The 14913-nt window shown below is 63.1% G+C and carries 14 protein-coding genes and 1 pseudogene; 12 read left to right on the forward strand and 3 right to left on the reverse strand.

Annotated features, from left to right (window positions below):
- The first annotated feature begins 84 nt into the window (after positions 1–84).
- Genes BLU15_RS16860 through BLU15_RS16875 form a run of 4 tightly spaced genes read left to right on the forward strand, consistent with a single transcriptional unit; the run spans position 85 to position 3931 of the window.
- Positions 85–945 (forward strand): carbohydrate ABC transporter permease, encoded by an 861-nt coding sequence (locus tag BLU15_RS16860; RefSeq protein WP_090296590.1) that lies wholly within the window; start codon positions 85–87, stop codon positions 943–945.
- Positions 945–1766, forward strand: a complete 822-nt coding sequence (locus tag BLU15_RS16865; RefSeq protein WP_060517787.1) for a carbohydrate ABC transporter permease — start codon at positions 945–947, stop codon at positions 1764–1766. The genes BLU15_RS16860 and BLU15_RS16865 overlap by 1 nt, the downstream gene beginning before the upstream one ends.
- Before the next feature lie 32 nt (positions 1767–1798).
- Positions 1799–2845 carry an NAD(P)-dependent alcohol dehydrogenase gene (locus BLU15_RS16870; RefSeq protein WP_060529311.1) on the forward strand — a complete coding sequence of 349 codons (1047 nt, stop codon included), beginning with the start codon at positions 1799–1801 and terminating at the stop codon, positions 2843–2845.
- Between the two features lie 3 nt (positions 2846–2848).
- On the forward strand, positions 2849–3931 hold the full coding sequence (locus tag BLU15_RS16875; protein WP_060643622.1) for an ABC transporter ATP-binding protein: 1083 nt from the start codon (positions 2849–2851) through the stop codon (positions 3929–3931).
- A 40-nt stretch (positions 3932–3971) separates the two neighbouring features.
- Here BLU15_RS16875 and BLU15_RS16880 read toward each other — a convergent pair whose 3' ends face one another.
- A complete protein-coding gene (locus BLU15_RS16880) occupies positions 3972–5279 on the reverse strand; it encodes a hypothetical protein (protein WP_226020780.1) in 1308 nt (435 codons plus the stop codon).
- Positions 5280–5555: 276 nt separating this feature from the next.
- Here BLU15_RS16880 and BLU15_RS39530 point away from each other — a divergent pair, with 276 nt between their 5' ends.
- A complete protein-coding gene (locus tag BLU15_RS39530; protein WP_034787769.1) occupies positions 5556–6014 on the forward strand; it encodes a hypothetical protein in 459 nt (152 codons plus the stop codon).
- Between the two features lie 53 nt (positions 6015–6067).
- Here the strand turns inward: BLU15_RS39530 and BLU15_RS16890 are convergent, their stop codons facing one another.
- Together BLU15_RS16890 and BLU15_RS16895 are read right to left on the reverse strand one after the other, a co-directional pair.
- Positions 6068–6709, reverse strand: a complete 642-nt coding sequence (locus tag BLU15_RS16890; RefSeq protein WP_034787767.1) for a response regulator — start codon at positions 6707–6709, stop codon at positions 6068–6070.
- A gap of 5 nt (positions 6710–6714) precedes the next feature.
- Positions 6715–8100 (reverse strand): sensor histidine kinase, encoded by a 1386-nt coding sequence (locus BLU15_RS16895; RefSeq protein ID WP_034787765.1) that lies wholly within the window; start codon positions 8098–8100, stop codon positions 6715–6717.
- Positions 8101–8378: 278 nt separating this feature from the next.
- Here BLU15_RS16895 and BLU15_RS39535 point away from each other — a divergent pair, with 278 nt between their 5' ends.
- The 7 genes and pseudogenes from BLU15_RS39535 (at position 8379) to BLU15_RS16935 (ending at position 14865) form a co-directional block, all read left to right on the forward strand.
- Positions 8379–9131 (forward strand): hypothetical protein, encoded by a 753-nt coding sequence (locus BLU15_RS39535; protein ID WP_176960302.1) that lies wholly within the window; start codon positions 8379–8381, stop codon positions 9129–9131.
- Positions 9132–9206: 75 nt separating this feature from the next.
- Positions 9207–9974: an EAL domain-containing protein gene (locus BLU15_RS16910; RefSeq protein WP_060529308.1), complete on the forward strand. Its 768-nt coding sequence runs from the start codon at positions 9207–9209 to the stop codon at positions 9972–9974.
- A 355-nt stretch (positions 9975–10329) separates the two neighbouring features.
- A complete protein-coding gene (locus BLU15_RS16915) occupies positions 10330–10638 on the forward strand; it encodes a hypothetical protein (RefSeq protein ID WP_051659110.1) in 309 nt (102 codons plus the stop codon).
- A gap of 244 nt (positions 10639–10882) precedes the next feature.
- Positions 10883–11261, forward strand: a pseudogene (locus BLU15_RS16920) (hypothetical protein).
- A gap of 66 nt (positions 11262–11327) precedes the next feature.
- A complete protein-coding gene (locus BLU15_RS16925) occupies positions 11328–12002 on the forward strand; it encodes a response regulator transcription factor (protein ID WP_034787757.1) in 675 nt (224 codons plus the stop codon).
- Entirely contained in the window at positions 11999–13468 is a 1470-nt protein-coding gene (locus BLU15_RS16930; RefSeq protein ID WP_090296593.1) for a sensor histidine kinase, read from the forward strand. Before BLU15_RS16925 ends, BLU15_RS16930 begins: the two co-directional genes overlap by 4 nt.
- A 143-nt stretch (positions 13469–13611) precedes the next feature.
- The gene (locus BLU15_RS16935) at positions 13612–14865 is read left to right on the forward strand and encodes an adenylate/guanylate cyclase domain-containing protein (protein ID WP_089042934.1); all 1254 of its coding nucleotides are present in this window, start codon (positions 13612–13614) and stop codon (positions 14863–14865) included.
- Positions 14866–14913 lie beyond the last annotated feature (48 nt).

A 14913-nucleotide genomic window follows, 5' to 3' on the forward strand; every position in this document is an offset into this window, starting at 1 on the left:
TCCTCCCAAGGGCCATCGGCCGGCAAAGCCGCCGGTGGCCCGCACCATCGGGGGCGTTCAAAGCCCAGCCGTAGGACTGATCACATGAAGCAGAAAAACAGCCTGCCGGCGGTGTTCCTCACCCCGGCCATGGGCATCCTTGCCGTTCTCGCCCTCGTGCCGACGGCCTATGCGATCTACATATCGTCCCAAAACCGGGAACTCAGCCGTCCGGACGGCAGCTTCGTCGGTTTCGCCAACTATATCGACCTTTTCTCGGACCGCCGCTTCATCAATGCGATCGGCGTCTCCCTGACCTGGGAAGCCGTGACCGTCGGTATAACGCTCGCCATCGCCGTCGGCCTTGGCATCCTGCTGTTCGAATGCGTCTCGCCGCGCACGCGCAACCTGCTGGCGCTCCTGTTTCTGGTACCGGTGATCCTGCCACGCGTTTCGGCCGCCTTCGTCTGGAAGTTCGCCTTCCATCCGCTCTATGGCATCGCCACCTATCCCTACAAGGCAATCACCGGTCAGCCACTCGATCTCCTGTCCAATCCGGCGACTGCACTTGCGACAGTCGCATTGGTCGATGTCTGGCAATGGGGCCTGTTCTTCGCCGTCATCGTGCTGAAGCTCCTGGAAACGCTGCCGCCCCAGCCATTCGAAGCGGCACGGCTGGACCACGCCCGCACCTGGGAGATTTACGCCTTCATCGCGCTGCCGATGCTGACGGCGCCGCTGATCTCGCTTGCCTTCGTCAAGATGATCGAGTCGCTGCGCGCCTTCGACCTGATCTACGTAATGACCCGCGGCGGCCCCGGCATCGCGACCGAAACGCTCGACATGTACGCCTTCTCGCAAGGCTTCATCGAGTCCGGCCGGATTTCCTACGCCTCCAGCATGGCGGTTCTGATGATGATCGCCACCTCGATCGCCTTCACCTTCATCTGGAAGAGGGTTCAGTGATGACCGCCCACGCCCTTGGCCGCTTCATTGGCCGGCTCATCCTTGCCGCCGCCGCCTTCTCTGCCGTGTTTCCAATGTTCTGGACCGCGCTCAATGCCTTCAAGAACCGGGTCGACATCGTGACACCGACCCCGCTCTTCTTCTTCGAGCCGACGCTCGACAACTTCGCCTATGTGCTCGGCCGCGAAAGCGTCTTTGCCGGCCTCGTCAATTCGCTGCTGATATCGGGCGCTGCGGTGCTGATCGGTGCCGCTCTCGGCCTGCCCGCCGCCTATGCGATCGCGCGCTATCCCAACCGCTGGTCCCGCGACATTCAGTTCTTCGTTCTGTCGCTGCGCTTCCTGCCGCCGGTCGCGATCGCCATTCCGCTGATGGTGATCTGGCTCGATTTCGGCCTCTATGACACCCGCCTGTCGATGATCGTCACCTATTCGCTGCTGACGCTCGCGACCATCATCTGGCTGAGCGTCCCGGCCTTTGCGCGGGTGCCGAAGGAAGTCGAGGAGGCTGCCCGCGTCGATGGCTACGGTCCTTATGCGATCTTCTTCCTTATCGCGCTGCCGATTGCCCTTCGGTCGCTGATCGGAGCTGTCGCCTTTGCCTTCGTGCTCGTCTGGAACGAATTCCTGATTGCGCTGATGCTGACGACGTCCGACGCCAAGACGTTGCCGATCGTCGCCTCGGAGCTGACGCAACTCGGTCGCGACGTGCCCTGGGGCATCCTCAACGCCTCCGTCGTGCTGCTCTCCATCCCGCCGCTGCTCTTCATCGGGGTTCTAAGTGGCATGCTCAACAGCGCCTTCAAGCGCAAGACCCAATGAATCCCAAGACTGGAAAAACAAGGAAATCCTTCATGCAAGCGTTGGTCCTCGAGCAAAAAGGCAAGCTCGCAATCCGGGAGATCGATCTCCCGCTGGAACTTGGTCCCGATGATGTCAAGATCGCCATCGACACGGTCGGCGTCTGCGGCAGCGACGTGCACTACTACACCCACGGCGCCATCGGCCCCTATGTGGTGCGCGAACCGATGGTGCTCGGTCATGAGGCGGCCGGCACCGTCGTCGCGGTCGGAAGCAATGTCGAAACGCTCGACGTCGGCGACCGGGTCTGCATGGAGCCGGGTGTTCCAGAACTGACCTCCCGGGCTTCCAAGCTCGGCATCTACAATGTCGATCCCAAGGTGCGGTTCTGGGCAACGCCGCCGGTTCATGGCGTGCTCGCTCCCTTCGCAGTCCATCCCGCCGCCTTCACCTACAAGCTTCCCGACAACATCTCCTTTGCCGAAGGCGCGATGGTCGAACCGTTCGCCATCGGCATGCAGGCAGCCGCCCGCGCGCGGATTGCACCGGGCGATGTCGCCGCGGTGATCGGCTGCGGGCCGATCGGCATCATGGTGGCGCTCGCAGCCCTTGCCGGTGGCTGCAGCCGTGTCTTCATCTCCGATTTCAGCGCGGAGAAGCTGGCGATCGCCGCTCAGTATCCGGGCATCATCCCGGTCAACATCGCCGAGCGGCCTTTTGCCGATGTCATCGCCGCGGAAACCGGCGGCTGGGGCGCCGATCTCGTCTTCGAGGCGAGCGGCAGCGCCAAGGCCTTTTCCGGGATATTCGATCTGGTCCGCCCGGGCGGTGCCGTGGTTCTGGTGGGCCTGCCGGTCGAACCGGTACAATTCGACGTTCCGGGCGCAATCTCCAAGGAAGTCCGGATCGAAACGGTGTTTCGTTACGCCAACATCTTCGACCGCGCCCTGCAATTGATCGCGTCCGGCAAGGTCGATCTGAAGCCGCTGATCACTGAAACCTTCCGCTTCGAAGACAGCATCAGGGCATTCGAGCGGGCCGCATCCGCCCGACCGACTGATATCAAACTACAGATCCACATGGACAGTGGGAAGGATTGAGCCATGGCGAACATCGTCTGCTCCAATGTCGACAAGCAATACGGCGCCGTTGATGTCATCAAGGATTTCAACCTCGATGTCGCCGATCATGAATTCATCGTGTTTCTCGGTCCATCCGGCTGCGGCAAGTCCACGCTGCTGCGCATGATTGCCGGTCTCGAAGACATATCCGGCGGCATCGTCTCGATCGGCGGGCGGGCGGTCAACGACCTGCCGCCTCGCGACCGCGGCGTTGCCATGGTCTTCCAGAACTATGCGCTCTACCCACACATGACGATCTACGACAACATCGCTTTCGGACTGAAGCGCATGAAGGTGCCGAAGGCGGAGATCGATACGCGGATTCGCGCTGTTTCGGGAACGCTCGGCCTCGAGCCCTATCTCGCCCGCAAGCCGACCGAGCTGTCCGGCGGGCAGCAGCAGCGCGTCGCTATCGCCCGCGCGATGATCAAGACGCCGCGGGTCTTCCTCTTTGACGAGCCGCTCTCCAATCTCGACGCGAAGCTGCGCAATCACATGCGGGTCGAGATCGCCCGGCTGCACCAGAAGCTGAAGACCACGACGATCTATGTGACCCACGACCAGTTGGAGGCGATGACACTTGCCGACCGGATCGTCCTGATGAAGGGTGGCGCGATCGAGCAGGTCGGAACGCCCGCCGAGATATACGAACGCCCGCGCACGCTCTTCGTCGCCGGCTTTATCGGCACACCCAACATGAATTTCATCGACGTGACGGCCGAAAAGACCGAAGGCAGCTGGCTGTTGCGCAGTGCGGGCGGCAGCTTCGCGATCTCGGACGACAGGTTCACGCTTCGCCATGGCCAGACGCTGGTGCTGGGCATACGTCCCGCCGACCTGGCGCCGGCGGAAAGCGGGCTCAATCGTGTCGAGGGCATCGCCGACCTGGTCGAGTTTCATGGTAACGACGCGCTCGTGACCTTTCTGTTTGCCGGCAAGGAAATTGGCGCACTGGTCAAGGCCAGCGGCTGCCCCAGGCCGGGGGAAGCGGTATCCTTCACAATCGAGCCAAACGGCTTGCACCTGTTCGACCGGGAGAGCGGTCTCTCGGTGCTGAGTACGTGAGCGGCAAGCAACAGCCCTGCCCCGACAGGACTGTTTGCCTTCAGGCCGCGTTGGCGAATGAGGCGGCCGGGAGCGGCCCGGCCGTCATCATCGTAAAATCGAAGGGCGCGCGAACGTCGGCATCGAGCACGTATTGGCGGTGCACACGCAGGAAGTCGCGCTTGATCCGGCCATAGCGCTCCGGTGACAGCATATGCTTGAGCCGGATGAAAACGATGGGCGGCTGAGGCGCATCGCCGTGTCCGGCAAGCGCCACCACCTGGCATCTGTAGAAATTGATCGCGTCGGTCAGGCACTGGACGTCGAACCAGAAGATATCCTTCACCCGGGCGATGGCGCCGACGCGCGCGCGCAACACTTCGGCTGAGCGCAGCAGCGCACACTGCAGGATCGCGCCGCCGAGCGTGACGAAGACGATGCGTTTTCCGGCAAAGAGGCCTGGCTCCCGCTCCACCAGGGCGCCGATCACCTGGGTGGCGATGCTGGAGCCCATGCTGTGAGAGCTGATGACGTACTCGTCGGCCGGTTCGTTGAGCGCGGCCCGCACGGATGCCAGGCTGTCTTCAACCCATTGCTTTAAATATGGTTTTTCCAGACGCGCAACGGCAACCGCCAGCTCCCAGTCAGAAAAGAGATGCAGGGTATGCCACCGCTCCGACCAGGGGAGAAACAGCTTGAAAAAGACCAGGTAGGCGACGATCGCGCTCAGGACGAGAAGCGATGATTCAAGCGCAAGCCAGTAGGGGGCGGTGCCGATCAACACGCTCCCCGCGACGCCAATTGCCACCAGCAGGAACGGAAAGAGAAAGAACAGGCCGAACCGCCAGGCATGCCGGAAGTAGCCGAATGCGCCGCCTTCCCAGACGACTCGCAGGGCGCTCAGGTAGCCCGCGACCATTCGATGCAGCGTGCCCCGGCCATTCAGGCGTCGGACGATCTCGTCGTGATCGAAGATGTAGACGCGGCTGGCCGTCTGCCAGTCGGCGCCCTGGCTATCCACGTCGAAATAGCGGCCGGGTCCCTCGCTCTCCACCTGCCCGACCTGAACATCGAAATCCTGAAGTCTCGCCGTCTTGACCGCCGATCGCTTGTAGCGCGCCTGATGCTTGACGGCATCCAGCGGCTCGAAGCCCGGAAAATGCAGCACGATGCGTTTCTTGACGTGCCCGGTCGATTTGTCGTGTGACAAGTGTTGATCTTTCAAAAGGCGCAAAACGCCCGCCCCCGGGCCTCCGAAGAGGCGCAGGAGCGGGCGCTCGATGAGCGCCGGGTGGTCCCAGCCTGCCGGAGACGTCAACGATCTCGGTGTCGAGAATATGGCCAAATGAAACGATGCAACGGCGTGCATGACAATTTCAATCGCGCCATCGCCTGACTACCCGTCACGCCACGGTCGCTGCTCGGCAAGAGCGCAGGCCACAGCCGCCAAACGACGACGCATTGAACCCGACTTTGGTCCTAAGGGAATCCGACGATTGTCCGGCCGTCGCCGGGGAAAGGTCTGGGAAAGCGTAACCAGCGCAGACGCGCGTTGACTGGCCATGCCGGCCATGAGCAAAGTCGAGCTTGCCGGTATCCGCCGGAGCGTGCCCACCCTGTGCCGCGACATCGCCAGAGGACTGAAATGCCCAATCGCCGGATTTTTCTTGCTGCATTCTTCTGGCCCGCAGTCCTGTTGGTGACGACCCTTCCCTACAAGCTCGATCTGACCCGCGCAGGTCTGTCGATGACCGAGACGGTCGCCCTCGCCAAGAACGGCAATAGTGGCGGCGGCAACGGCGGTGGAAATAGTGGTGGTAATGGCGGAGGGAACGGGAACGGCGGCGGCAATAACGGCAATGGCGGTGGCAACGGCAATGGAAACGGGAATTCCAACGAAAACCGTTCCGGCGGAAACTCCAAGGCCTCCCGTGCAAATGAAGACGCCACCGACGATGGCGAAACCGGTATCCGTCACAAGGGCGGCATAACCGAGCAAGTCAGGAAGGGGCGCTACATCATGAAGGATGCCCGCGGACGGACGATCATCAACCGGCGCGCGACATCAGCCGACAAGCAGCGCATGGAGACCCTGGCGCATTAGCACGCGCCGCCGATCAGCGTCGGCGGTGCGACGGTATCGGTCGGTCTCAGAGACTAAAGCTCGCGCGCGTCGCGCAGAACCATTGCCGCTTCGGTGCGGTTGGCGACCCCCAGCTTCGTCATGATCTGCGTCATGTGATGCTTCACGGTCTTTTCCTGCAGGTCCAGCTCGATGGCAACATGCTTGTTGCTCATGCCGGCCGCTACCAGGTGCAGAACCTCTTTCTCGCGGGGCGTCAGGGTTGCGACCAGACCGGATTTTCCAGGCTGAGCCGGGCCCTTCGTCGACAAAAGCTTGGCCGACAGGGTCGGCGCCACGTAACGCTCGCCCGAAGCGACAGTGCGAATGACCTCGGCGAGCGCCGAGGCGCCGACGCCCTTCAGCACATAGCCGGTGGCACCCCGGTCGAGCGCCGTGGTCACGTCATCTCCGTCTTCGGAAACCGTGAGCATGATGATCTTCTGCGACGGAGCGACCTCCAGGATCGCCGGTATCGCCTCCAGCCCGCCGCCCGGCATGGAGATATCCATGAGCATCACATCCGGTCCGAGGCTTTGCGCGATCCCGGTCGCGTCGTCCTTCGAACTGCCCTCGGCGACGATCTCAAACCCCTCGATCTCCGACAGGCTCCGGGTCACGCCTTCGCGAAACAGAGGGTGGTCGTCGACCACGGCAACGCGTATCCTTGACGTCATGATTGTCAGATCTCCTTGACGCTTGTCGTCATGCGAACGGTGGTGCCGGTCGGCTCGATGATGAGCTCAAACGTTCCGCCGAGACTTTCGATCCGTTCGCGCAGGCCGGCAAGACCAAGACTTGTGGGCGGAACTTTGTCCGGATCAAATCCGGGTCCGCCGTCGGCGACCTCGATGGTGACACGGTCGCCGACTGTTCGTTGCGATACCTGCTGCCTCACGCCGCCGGCATGCCGGTAGCCGTTGTTGAGGGTTTCCTGCACGAAGCGGTAGATGCAGATCTTTGCCGCCTGCGACAGACGGTCCGGCGGATCGGCCAGGGCGAGCTCGACCGCCGCCCCTGTGCGCTGCTGATGGGCCTTCACGCAACGCTGCAGGATCTCTGCCAGTCCGGCCGTCTCGATCTGCGGCAGGACCAGGCCGCCGCAGATTGTGCGGATCTCCTGCATCGCCTCGTCGAGGCTCGCCTTGATCGCGCCGATCTCGCGCGCACGGGTGGCCGCCGGCGTCGCGTCGCGCTTCAAGGTCTCGCTGCCCAGTCTTAGCGAAGCATAGGCGACGAGTTGGGCGGGGCCATCATGCAGGTCCGCGCCGATGCGCCTCAGATAGCTTTCGTTCAATGCGGTGGCGCGCTGCGACGCGCGCTGCAGCCGGCCGCGCAACGTTTCGTTCTGCGCCAGCGATGCCGAAAGCTCGTCGACGCGCTGGGCGAGCGCATGCCGCTGGCTCTCGATCGTCTTGCTGCCCCGAAGCACGATCGCCGACAGCACGACGAAGAAGGCAAGCGTGAAGGCTGCGACCGCCAACCAGGTGTGTGCACGCGCCTGATTGAGGCTTTGTTCGAAATCATTGGCCACCTCGTGAAATTCCGACACGGCCACCACCTGGCCGGACCAGGGTTGGAGCACCGGATTGTAGATGGCAAGCGCCGGCTCGGCCGTGGCCCTGTCCGCCGTCCCATCCCCGGCCTGGTCGAAGCGGGCGACCATTTTGCCTGAAAATGCCGTCTGAAGTTCCTCGCTTGGCTCCACCTTGGTGCCGACGGCCGCCTGGTCACTCGAATAGAGAAGCGTGCCATCGGCACGCCAAAGGCGGAACGAGAGGAGGCGTTCGCCGAGCGCGCCCTGGCCAAGGGTCTCGTCCAGCGCACGGGCAACCGTTTCGTCGAGCACTTCATTCGTCTGCATATCGGGCAGCAACGGCGCGATCACGCTGTCGACGTAAAGCGCCGTCGTTGCGGCGGAATTCCGGGTGACTGCGTCTTCGATCCTGTTCGATACGAAGGCGCCGACCAGAACCATCGCACAAGCGGCGACCGCTCCTCCGATCAGCAGGAACTGGGTGGCTAGAGATTGAGAATTCCAGCGGGTGATAAGCTGTTGGACGCGCACCAGGTCTCTCGGATCGGGCCGCCGGCTCGTGCGGCGCGACGATTGTAGCAAGGCCGCGCCAACCTAACCACTCTCATGACAGGGTCAATGGCGCAGCCATCGCGACCGAACTGTTCGGACCTTTGATGCTGCGGAATAGGACCTAGGTCCTAGGCGAAAAGGCAATGGTCGGGGGCCGATGGCGCCGTCTCAGAGGCGCAGATATCGTCTTCACATCGAACGTCGTGTCTCGATCCGTAAGCAAATGAGAACGACCAGTTGGAAATGAGGAGATTTCTATGCCTGTGACGAAGCTGATCGCCCGGAGCATCATGGCGCTGACGCTGGCAGTCGCGCCAATGGCTGCCGGTTCCCTGAGCCTGATCGATTCCGCCTACGCCAAAGGCGGCAATGGCGGCGGTGGTGGCAATGGTGGCGGCGGCGGTAACGGCGGGGGCAACGGTGGTGGCAATGGCGGGAGCCACGGTGGCGGTTCCGGCCACAGCAAATCCGACACTTCCCGCGGAAGCAAGGAAACGAGCACTGGCAAGTCCAGTGGAAAATCGCAGCACAAATCCGGGACCTCCGGCAGCAAGACCAAGGCGACCAAGGCAGCCAAATCGGCAAAAGCCGAGAAACCCGCCAAATCGGTCGTGGTTGCATCGGACCCGGTGGTCGATCCGGTAGTCGATCCCGTTGTGGCGCCCGGGTCTAAGCGAGGGTTCAACTCGCTCAACCGCAACTACCACGCCTATCTCAATTCAAACGATCCGAAGATGGCGGCCGTTTCCGCTTACGCAATCGCCTATGCGCAGTTCGAGGCGGAAAATGGCGTCGACGCCATCCCAGCCGATCCTGCGCTGAGCGACGAAGCGCTGCGCCAGGCGCTAGCGGGCTTCACCAAGGATGGCGTGGTAACCGACGACATGGTCGACGAAGCCAAGGGGATTCTCGGGGTCGGCCCCGCCGTTGGCAAGATCGACGAAATCCGCGGCACGCTGCCGCCGCAGACGGTGGTTGTTGTCGAACCGGAGCCGGAGACCGCCCAATAACGAGGAACTGGCCACCGGCTCACTTGGTGAGCCGGTGGCTGCATCCGGACCCGCGTCCAAGCCAATGGAGTTTAAATGTTTGACCGTGTTGTGGAAATCTTCGACCACGCAGCAAAAGAAGGGCGCGTCGGGTTTTCACTTCAACACGTCAATGCCGTCGCCGATGTCGGCACCGTGCTCTATTCGGAGTGTCTGGGAAGGATCATCCGACCCGACGGCGAGGTCATGACCGCCAGCGAGTTCATACGCTATCTGGAGGCGGCCGGCCGCATTGCTGCGCTGGACAGGCACATGCTCACGCTCGCCTTCGACTGGTTGGCGCATCATCCAACCGGCGACCTCGGCTGCAACATCTCGGTCGGAAGCATCTGCGATGAACGTAACCGGACGCTGCTCCTGGATCTGCTGTCGACCCATCGGGGGCTGGCATCGCGCCTCGTGCTCGAACTCGCCGAAAGCCTGCCGATCTCAGCGCTCCCGACGGCCGGGTGTTTCGTTCGAAGCGTACGAGAGCTTGGATATCGGGTCGCCGTCGATGACTTCGGAACGGGATTTTCGACGCCGGAGGCACTTTTGTCCCTGCCCGTCGACATCGTGAAGATCGACGGCTTCTTCCTGCGGCTCGGACGTCCCGACGCGGAGCGGTTCCTTCTGCACATGGTGGGTCTGGCGTCCTGCGTCGCTCCCGTCGTTGTGGTCGAAGGTGTTGAAACTTATGCACAATTTGAGGCCGCGCAAGGCGCCGGGGCAACGCACGTGCAAGGGTTCCTGCTCTCCGAACCGACCCTCAGCCCGCTGTTTGGCGGCGAGTTGCGTCCAGCTCAAACCGCGATGCTCTGCTAGCGTCGCGCGCAATCATCCAAGCGCACTGCACTCCCTCCCCTTATGCTTTTCTGATCTTCCCATCCCATCTTCCCAGGCGAAATCCTATGCCGATCCGCGCGATAGAAGCAGCGGGCGGCAATGTGCCTGTAGGTCGTTTTGCCTCAGGCATGCTGCCATGCTGGTGCCGCTTTTGGATGGCTTGAGACGTGCCGCGCCGCAACACCCGGTGCCGCAGCATTCACCTTTCCTGTGATCGGCCGGATTTGCGTTGGCGGCAACCCACCCGGCTTCGGACGCGAAAGCAACAGAACAGCGCAGACGCTTGCCAGTACCGGCATGTCCGGTTCCGAAGGCGTCACAGACGAGCAAGACTATGAAATTCACAAACGGGTTCAAACTCTCCTCCAGAGCCAGCCGCCGTCTGCCGACGGAATATTTCATGCTGGTGGATGTCGCGTTCGAGGGCGACGTTATCGGCTCTCTGGGCAGTTGTCCGATACGGGAATCCGTGCGCGACGGAGAGGGCCTTGTCTATCGTTTCGTCGGCGTGGCACCGCGCCTGGTGAGCGGCGGCTTTGATGTACTGGCACTTCGCACGGGCGAGTGGATCGTCAAGCCGGGCCTGGTTTACGCGGCTGATCCCAAGGTAGCGCAAACACGTGACACAGACCGCGCTGCCTAGGAAGTATGCAGCGCTTCTTCGGCAGTAACGACATCCGTTGCCCCCGCCACCGGCTTCGTCGGCGCAGCTTTCGCCAGCTTTGCGCCGGCCCTGCAATGCCCCTGTAATCTTGGCCCTTTAGCTCCCGGTCAGCCGTCGCATCGCTCCGGATCGCAGTCGTTCCGGACGGGCGGCACGTCAACGACAACTGCTGGCTTCGCGCGTCCCGTGGACGACTGGCGCTGCAGGAAAACCGGGATCCGTCATGCTCTCCATTAAGGGGTTTTGCACCCTCGCCTGCTTCGCCGCCACCGCCGCCCTGCTGGCCGGCTGTGCATCCGATACGATGAAGACCTATATCGGCCAGCCGGTCGAATCCGTCATCATCGACTATGGTCCGCCCACCAATGTTCTCGATCTCGGCTGGAACGAGCGCGCCTATCAGGCGCAAGATCTCAACGAATGTCGTCTCCGGCACATCCAGCGGCGAAATCAGGGACACCCGGCGCGGAATGCGCTACGAGGAGTATTCGACGCCGGGCTATGTCGAGGAACAGGAGTGCTTCTATAGCTTCTACGCCCGGATGCAGCACGGCCGCTGGTACATCACCAACTTCCGCCAGCCGAAGCTGGAATGCGAGTGACGCCTCGGGCAGTCGACGTGACGGATCAGCGACCCGCATAGATGCGGGCACAGAAGGGAAAGTGGCATGCGCATCTTGCTGCTGGAAGACGAGCCGGAGATGGCCTCGGCCCTCAAGGCTGCCCTGGCGCGGCGCCAGGTGATCGTCGATCATGTCTCGACGCTCGCCGACGCCGAGGCCGTTGCCGAACTCTGGCCCTATGACGTGGTCGTGCTTGACCGCCGGGTGCCGGATGGCGAGGGGCTGGATCTTATCCCGAAGCTCAGAAGCCTTGGCGTCGAGGCGCCGATCCTGATGCTGACGGCATTGGGATCGATCAACGACCGGGTCAGCGGGCTCGATGCCGGTGCCGACGATTATCTTTCCAAGCCTTTTGCCGTCGAGGAACTGATGGCGCGGCTGCGCGCGCTTGCGCGCCGTCCGGTCACGCTCAAATCGGAGCAGACCAAGGTCGGGCGGCTCATCTACGACTTCCGCCACCGGGAGGCCGCCGTCGACGACAAGCCTCTCGACCTCCTGCGCCGGGAACGGCTTGCGCTCGAAGCGCTGATGCGGCGGCCCGGCCGAACCGTGCTCAGGGCGACGCTGGAAGAATCGGTCTACGCCATGGAAGACGAGATCGAATCCAACGCGCTCGACTCCCATCTTTCGCGCCTGCGCCGCAAGCTAGACGACGTCGGCGCCGGCGTCGAAATCCGGGCGATCCGCAATCTCGGCTATCTCCTGCGCGCGACGACATGATCAAGGTTCGTCCGCGCTCGCTGCAATGGGTCCTCGTCCGTCGGCTGATCCTCCTGCAGGCGGCCACGTTGTTCGTCTTCATCGGCCTGCTTTTCCTGGGCGTGTTCATCGCCCAGCCACGGTTGCTCGTCGACAACGAAGCCGCCTTGGATGTGCTCGACCGCGCCGTCGGTCGCGACGCGAACGGCGTGCTGGCCGTGCACGAGACCGAGGACCTGCGCGAGCTTCGCCAGTCCTATCCCAATCTCTGGTACATCGTCCGCGACGCCGCCGGCCAGGTCGTGCGCTACGGAAACGTCCCTGCCCCCTATGAAGAAGCCGGCGGCGACCTGCTGCAACGGGTGGAGGGGGCGAAATTGCTTTTCGAAGAAGGCGGCACGCTTCCGGACGCTGTCCTCCACAATGTCGAGACCGAAGCCGGCCGGGTCCAGATCCTCGCCGCGACCGTTTCCTCCCGCCGCGACAATGAGCCGTTGGACGTGCAGATCAGCATCAATGTCGATATGGCGCGCGACCTCGACGGCAGGACGGCGTGGATGGAGGTCATGCCGACGCTCGTGCTTGTTGTGCTCTGCTTCCTTTTGCCGATCGTCTTGGTCATGGGCGTCTCCACTCTGCTGACGACGCCGGCCGTCGTGCGCCGTTCGCTCGCGAGCCTCGTCTCGACCGCCGACCAGGCAGGGCGCATCGACATCGACAACCGCGCCGTGCAGCTCGAAACCGAGGAAGTGCCGACCGAAATCGCCCCTTTGGTGCGGGCCTTCAACCGGGCCCTGGCGCGACTGGGAGAGGGATACGACCAGCGCAACCGCTTCCTGACCGATGCGGCCCATGAATTGCGCACCCCGATCGCGATCCTGCGGACCCGCGCCGAGCTTCTGCAGGAAGACCCCGAAACCACCCGCCTGAGGCTCGATATCGAGCGCCTGTCGCATCTCGCCCAGCAGCTTCTCGACCGGCAAGTCCTCGAACATGCCGGCGGCCCGCTCGAGGTGGTCGACCTCGTTTCTCTCGGGAGGGTCATGGCAGCGGACTTCGCACCGCTTGCGTTCGAAGCCGGCTACGAGCTGGCATTCGAAGCCGAAGCGCCGGGCGCCCTGGTCAGCGCGCGGCCGCGGCAGATCGAGCAGGCTGTCGCCAACCTTCTGCGCAACGCCATCGAACATGGCGGCGGTGCCGGCACGATCACCGTTCTGGTCGATGCCGCCGGCGGGCTCGAAATCCACGACGAAGGCCCCGGCATTCCGGTAGAGGAGCGCGATCGCGTCTTCGAACCTTTCTATCGCTTGCGTCCGCGCTCCACCGGCGCCGGGCTGGGGCTCAATCTCGCGCGTGAGATCGCCCGGCTCCACGGCGGCCGTATCGACATTCTCACCGGTCCATGGCGTGGCACGCGGGTGCGCCTGCACTTGCCGCTGATCGACGGAAGCCGGCCTGCGGCCGCGCCGGCACGCCCGATCGTCTGACAGAAGCGGCGGCATGCCGCCCCAGATTTCTCAAAAGCTTTTCAGGTTGCCCCTTATCAAGGCGGTGCCGATGCTCCACATTTGCTGCGATACATCGTTCGGCTTACGCGGCTTCACCCGCTTGAGCGCCATGGAGAACAGCAATGCAGACCCCATCTGAGGCCCCCTCGCCTTCACCCGAGGATGGCAGCTTTCCGGCTCGACGCCAAGGCGTGCTCGACTGGCTGATCATCGAAACGCGCAACGAGCGCTTCATCGACAATATCCTTGTCGAGTTGGGCGAACGGCTGCAGGGCGCCGGTATTCCGGTTGCGCGCGCCACGTTGCACTTCCGCATCAACCATCCGCAATGGCTCGGCGCTCGCATCCTGTGGCGCAAGGGGCTGGCCGAGGGCGAAATCGATCTCTACGACTATGGCACCCAGAACACCGCTCTCTACCTCAACAGCCCGCTCTACGTGATCAATAACGGTGGCACCGAGGTTCGAACCAACCTCGAGGACTTGACGGAAGAGCAGGAACAGAGCTCGCTCTATGTTGACCTCAGGGCCGAGGGCCTGACCGAATACATCGCCTGGCCGCTTGAGCACACGCTCGGCAAACGCCACATCGTCACCTTTGCCAGCGACCGGAAGGGCGGCTTCGAAGACGAACATCTGGCCTTTCTCGCGAAGATCGTGCCGGCGCTGGCGCTGGTTAGTGAAATCAGGCTGAAGAACCGTTTCGTCCGAACGCTGCTCGAAACCTATGTCGGCCCGCACGCGAGCGAACAGATCCTTGCCGGCGCCACCACACGGGGCAGCGGCGTCACCGTCGGTGCCGCCATCCTGATCTGCGACCTGCGCAATTTCACAAAGCTTTCCGATCTCTGGCCGCGCGACGACGTGATCGAACTGCTGAACGCCTATTTCGACGCCATGTCGGAACCGATCGAGCGCCATGGCGGCGAGATCCTCAAATTCATGGGTGACGGGCTGCTGGCAATCTTTCCGCTAAGCAACCCCGACGCCGCGGAGAATCTGCTCCAGGCGATCCGGGAGGCGGAGGCAGCCATCGCCGTCCTGAACCAGGACAACCTCTCGAAAGGTCGCGAGCCGCTCGGCTACGGCATCGGCGTGCATGTCGGCGACGTGATGTATGGCAATATCGGCTCGCGCCGCCGGCTCGACTTCACCGTCATCGGCCCCGCCGTCAACATCGCCTCAAGGCTTGAGAGCCTGACCAAGGAAACCAAACGCCCGGTGCTGTTGTCGCGCGCCTTCGTCGAGCTGGCCGGCTGCGCCTCGAGCATGGAGCATCTCGGCGCCTACCCGGTCAGGGGCATCGGTGAACCCATCGAGGTCTTCGCTTTTTCCGGCAACGAACCGGCACCGAAGCTGCGCCTCGCCGCAGGATAATCGGCGCGGAAGCGCCGATCGAGGGCCTGCTTCATCGGTTGCCCGCGG

It is taken from the genome of Ensifer sp. YR511, from assembly GCF_900103045.1.
Lineage (GTDB): Bacteria > Pseudomonadota > Alphaproteobacteria > Rhizobiales > Rhizobiaceae > Ensifer > Ensifer adhaerens.

Coding starts and splice junctions, on each gene's coding strand:
- BLU15_RS16860 (WP_090296590.1), top strand. CDS start 85: ATGAAGCAGAAAAACAGCCTGCCGGCGGTGTTCCTCACCCCGGCCATG.
- BLU15_RS16865 (WP_060517787.1), top strand. CDS start 945: ATGACCGCCCACGCCCTTGGCCGCTTCATTGGCCGGCTCATCCTTGCC.
- BLU15_RS16870 (WP_060529311.1), top strand. CDS start 1,799: ATGCAAGCGTTGGTCCTCGAGCAAAAAGGCAAGCTCGCAATCCGGGAG.
- BLU15_RS16875 (WP_060643622.1), top strand. CDS start 2,849: ATGGCGAACATCGTCTGCTCCAATGTCGACAAGCAATACGGCGCCGTT.
- BLU15_RS16880 (WP_226020780.1), bottom strand. CDS start 5,279: ATGCACGCCGTTGCATCGTTTCATTTGGCCATATTCTCGACACCGAGA.
- BLU15_RS39530 (WP_034787769.1), top strand. CDS start 5,556: ATGCCCAATCGCCGGATTTTTCTTGCTGCATTCTTCTGGCCCGCAGTC.
- BLU15_RS16890 (WP_034787767.1), bottom strand. CDS start 6,709: ATGACGTCAAGGATACGCGTTGCCGTGGTCGACGACCACCCTCTGTTT.
- BLU15_RS39535 (WP_176960302.1), top strand. CDS start 8,379: ATGCCTGTGACGAAGCTGATCGCCCGGAGCATCATGGCGCTGACGCTG.
- BLU15_RS16910 (WP_060529308.1), top strand. CDS start 9,207: ATGTTTGACCGTGTTGTGGAAATCTTCGACCACGCAGCAAAAGAAGGG.
- BLU15_RS16915 (WP_051659110.1), top strand. CDS start 10,330: ATGAAATTCACAAACGGGTTCAAACTCTCCTCCAGAGCCAGCCGCCGT.
- BLU15_RS16925 (WP_034787757.1), top strand. CDS start 11,328: ATGCGCATCTTGCTGCTGGAAGACGAGCCGGAGATGGCCTCGGCCCTC.
- BLU15_RS16930 (WP_090296593.1), top strand. CDS start 11,999: ATGATCAAGGTTCGTCCGCGCTCGCTGCAATGGGTCCTCGTCCGTCGG.
- BLU15_RS16935 (WP_089042934.1), top strand. CDS start 13,612: ATGCAGACCCCATCTGAGGCCCCCTCGCCTTCACCCGAGGATGGCAGC.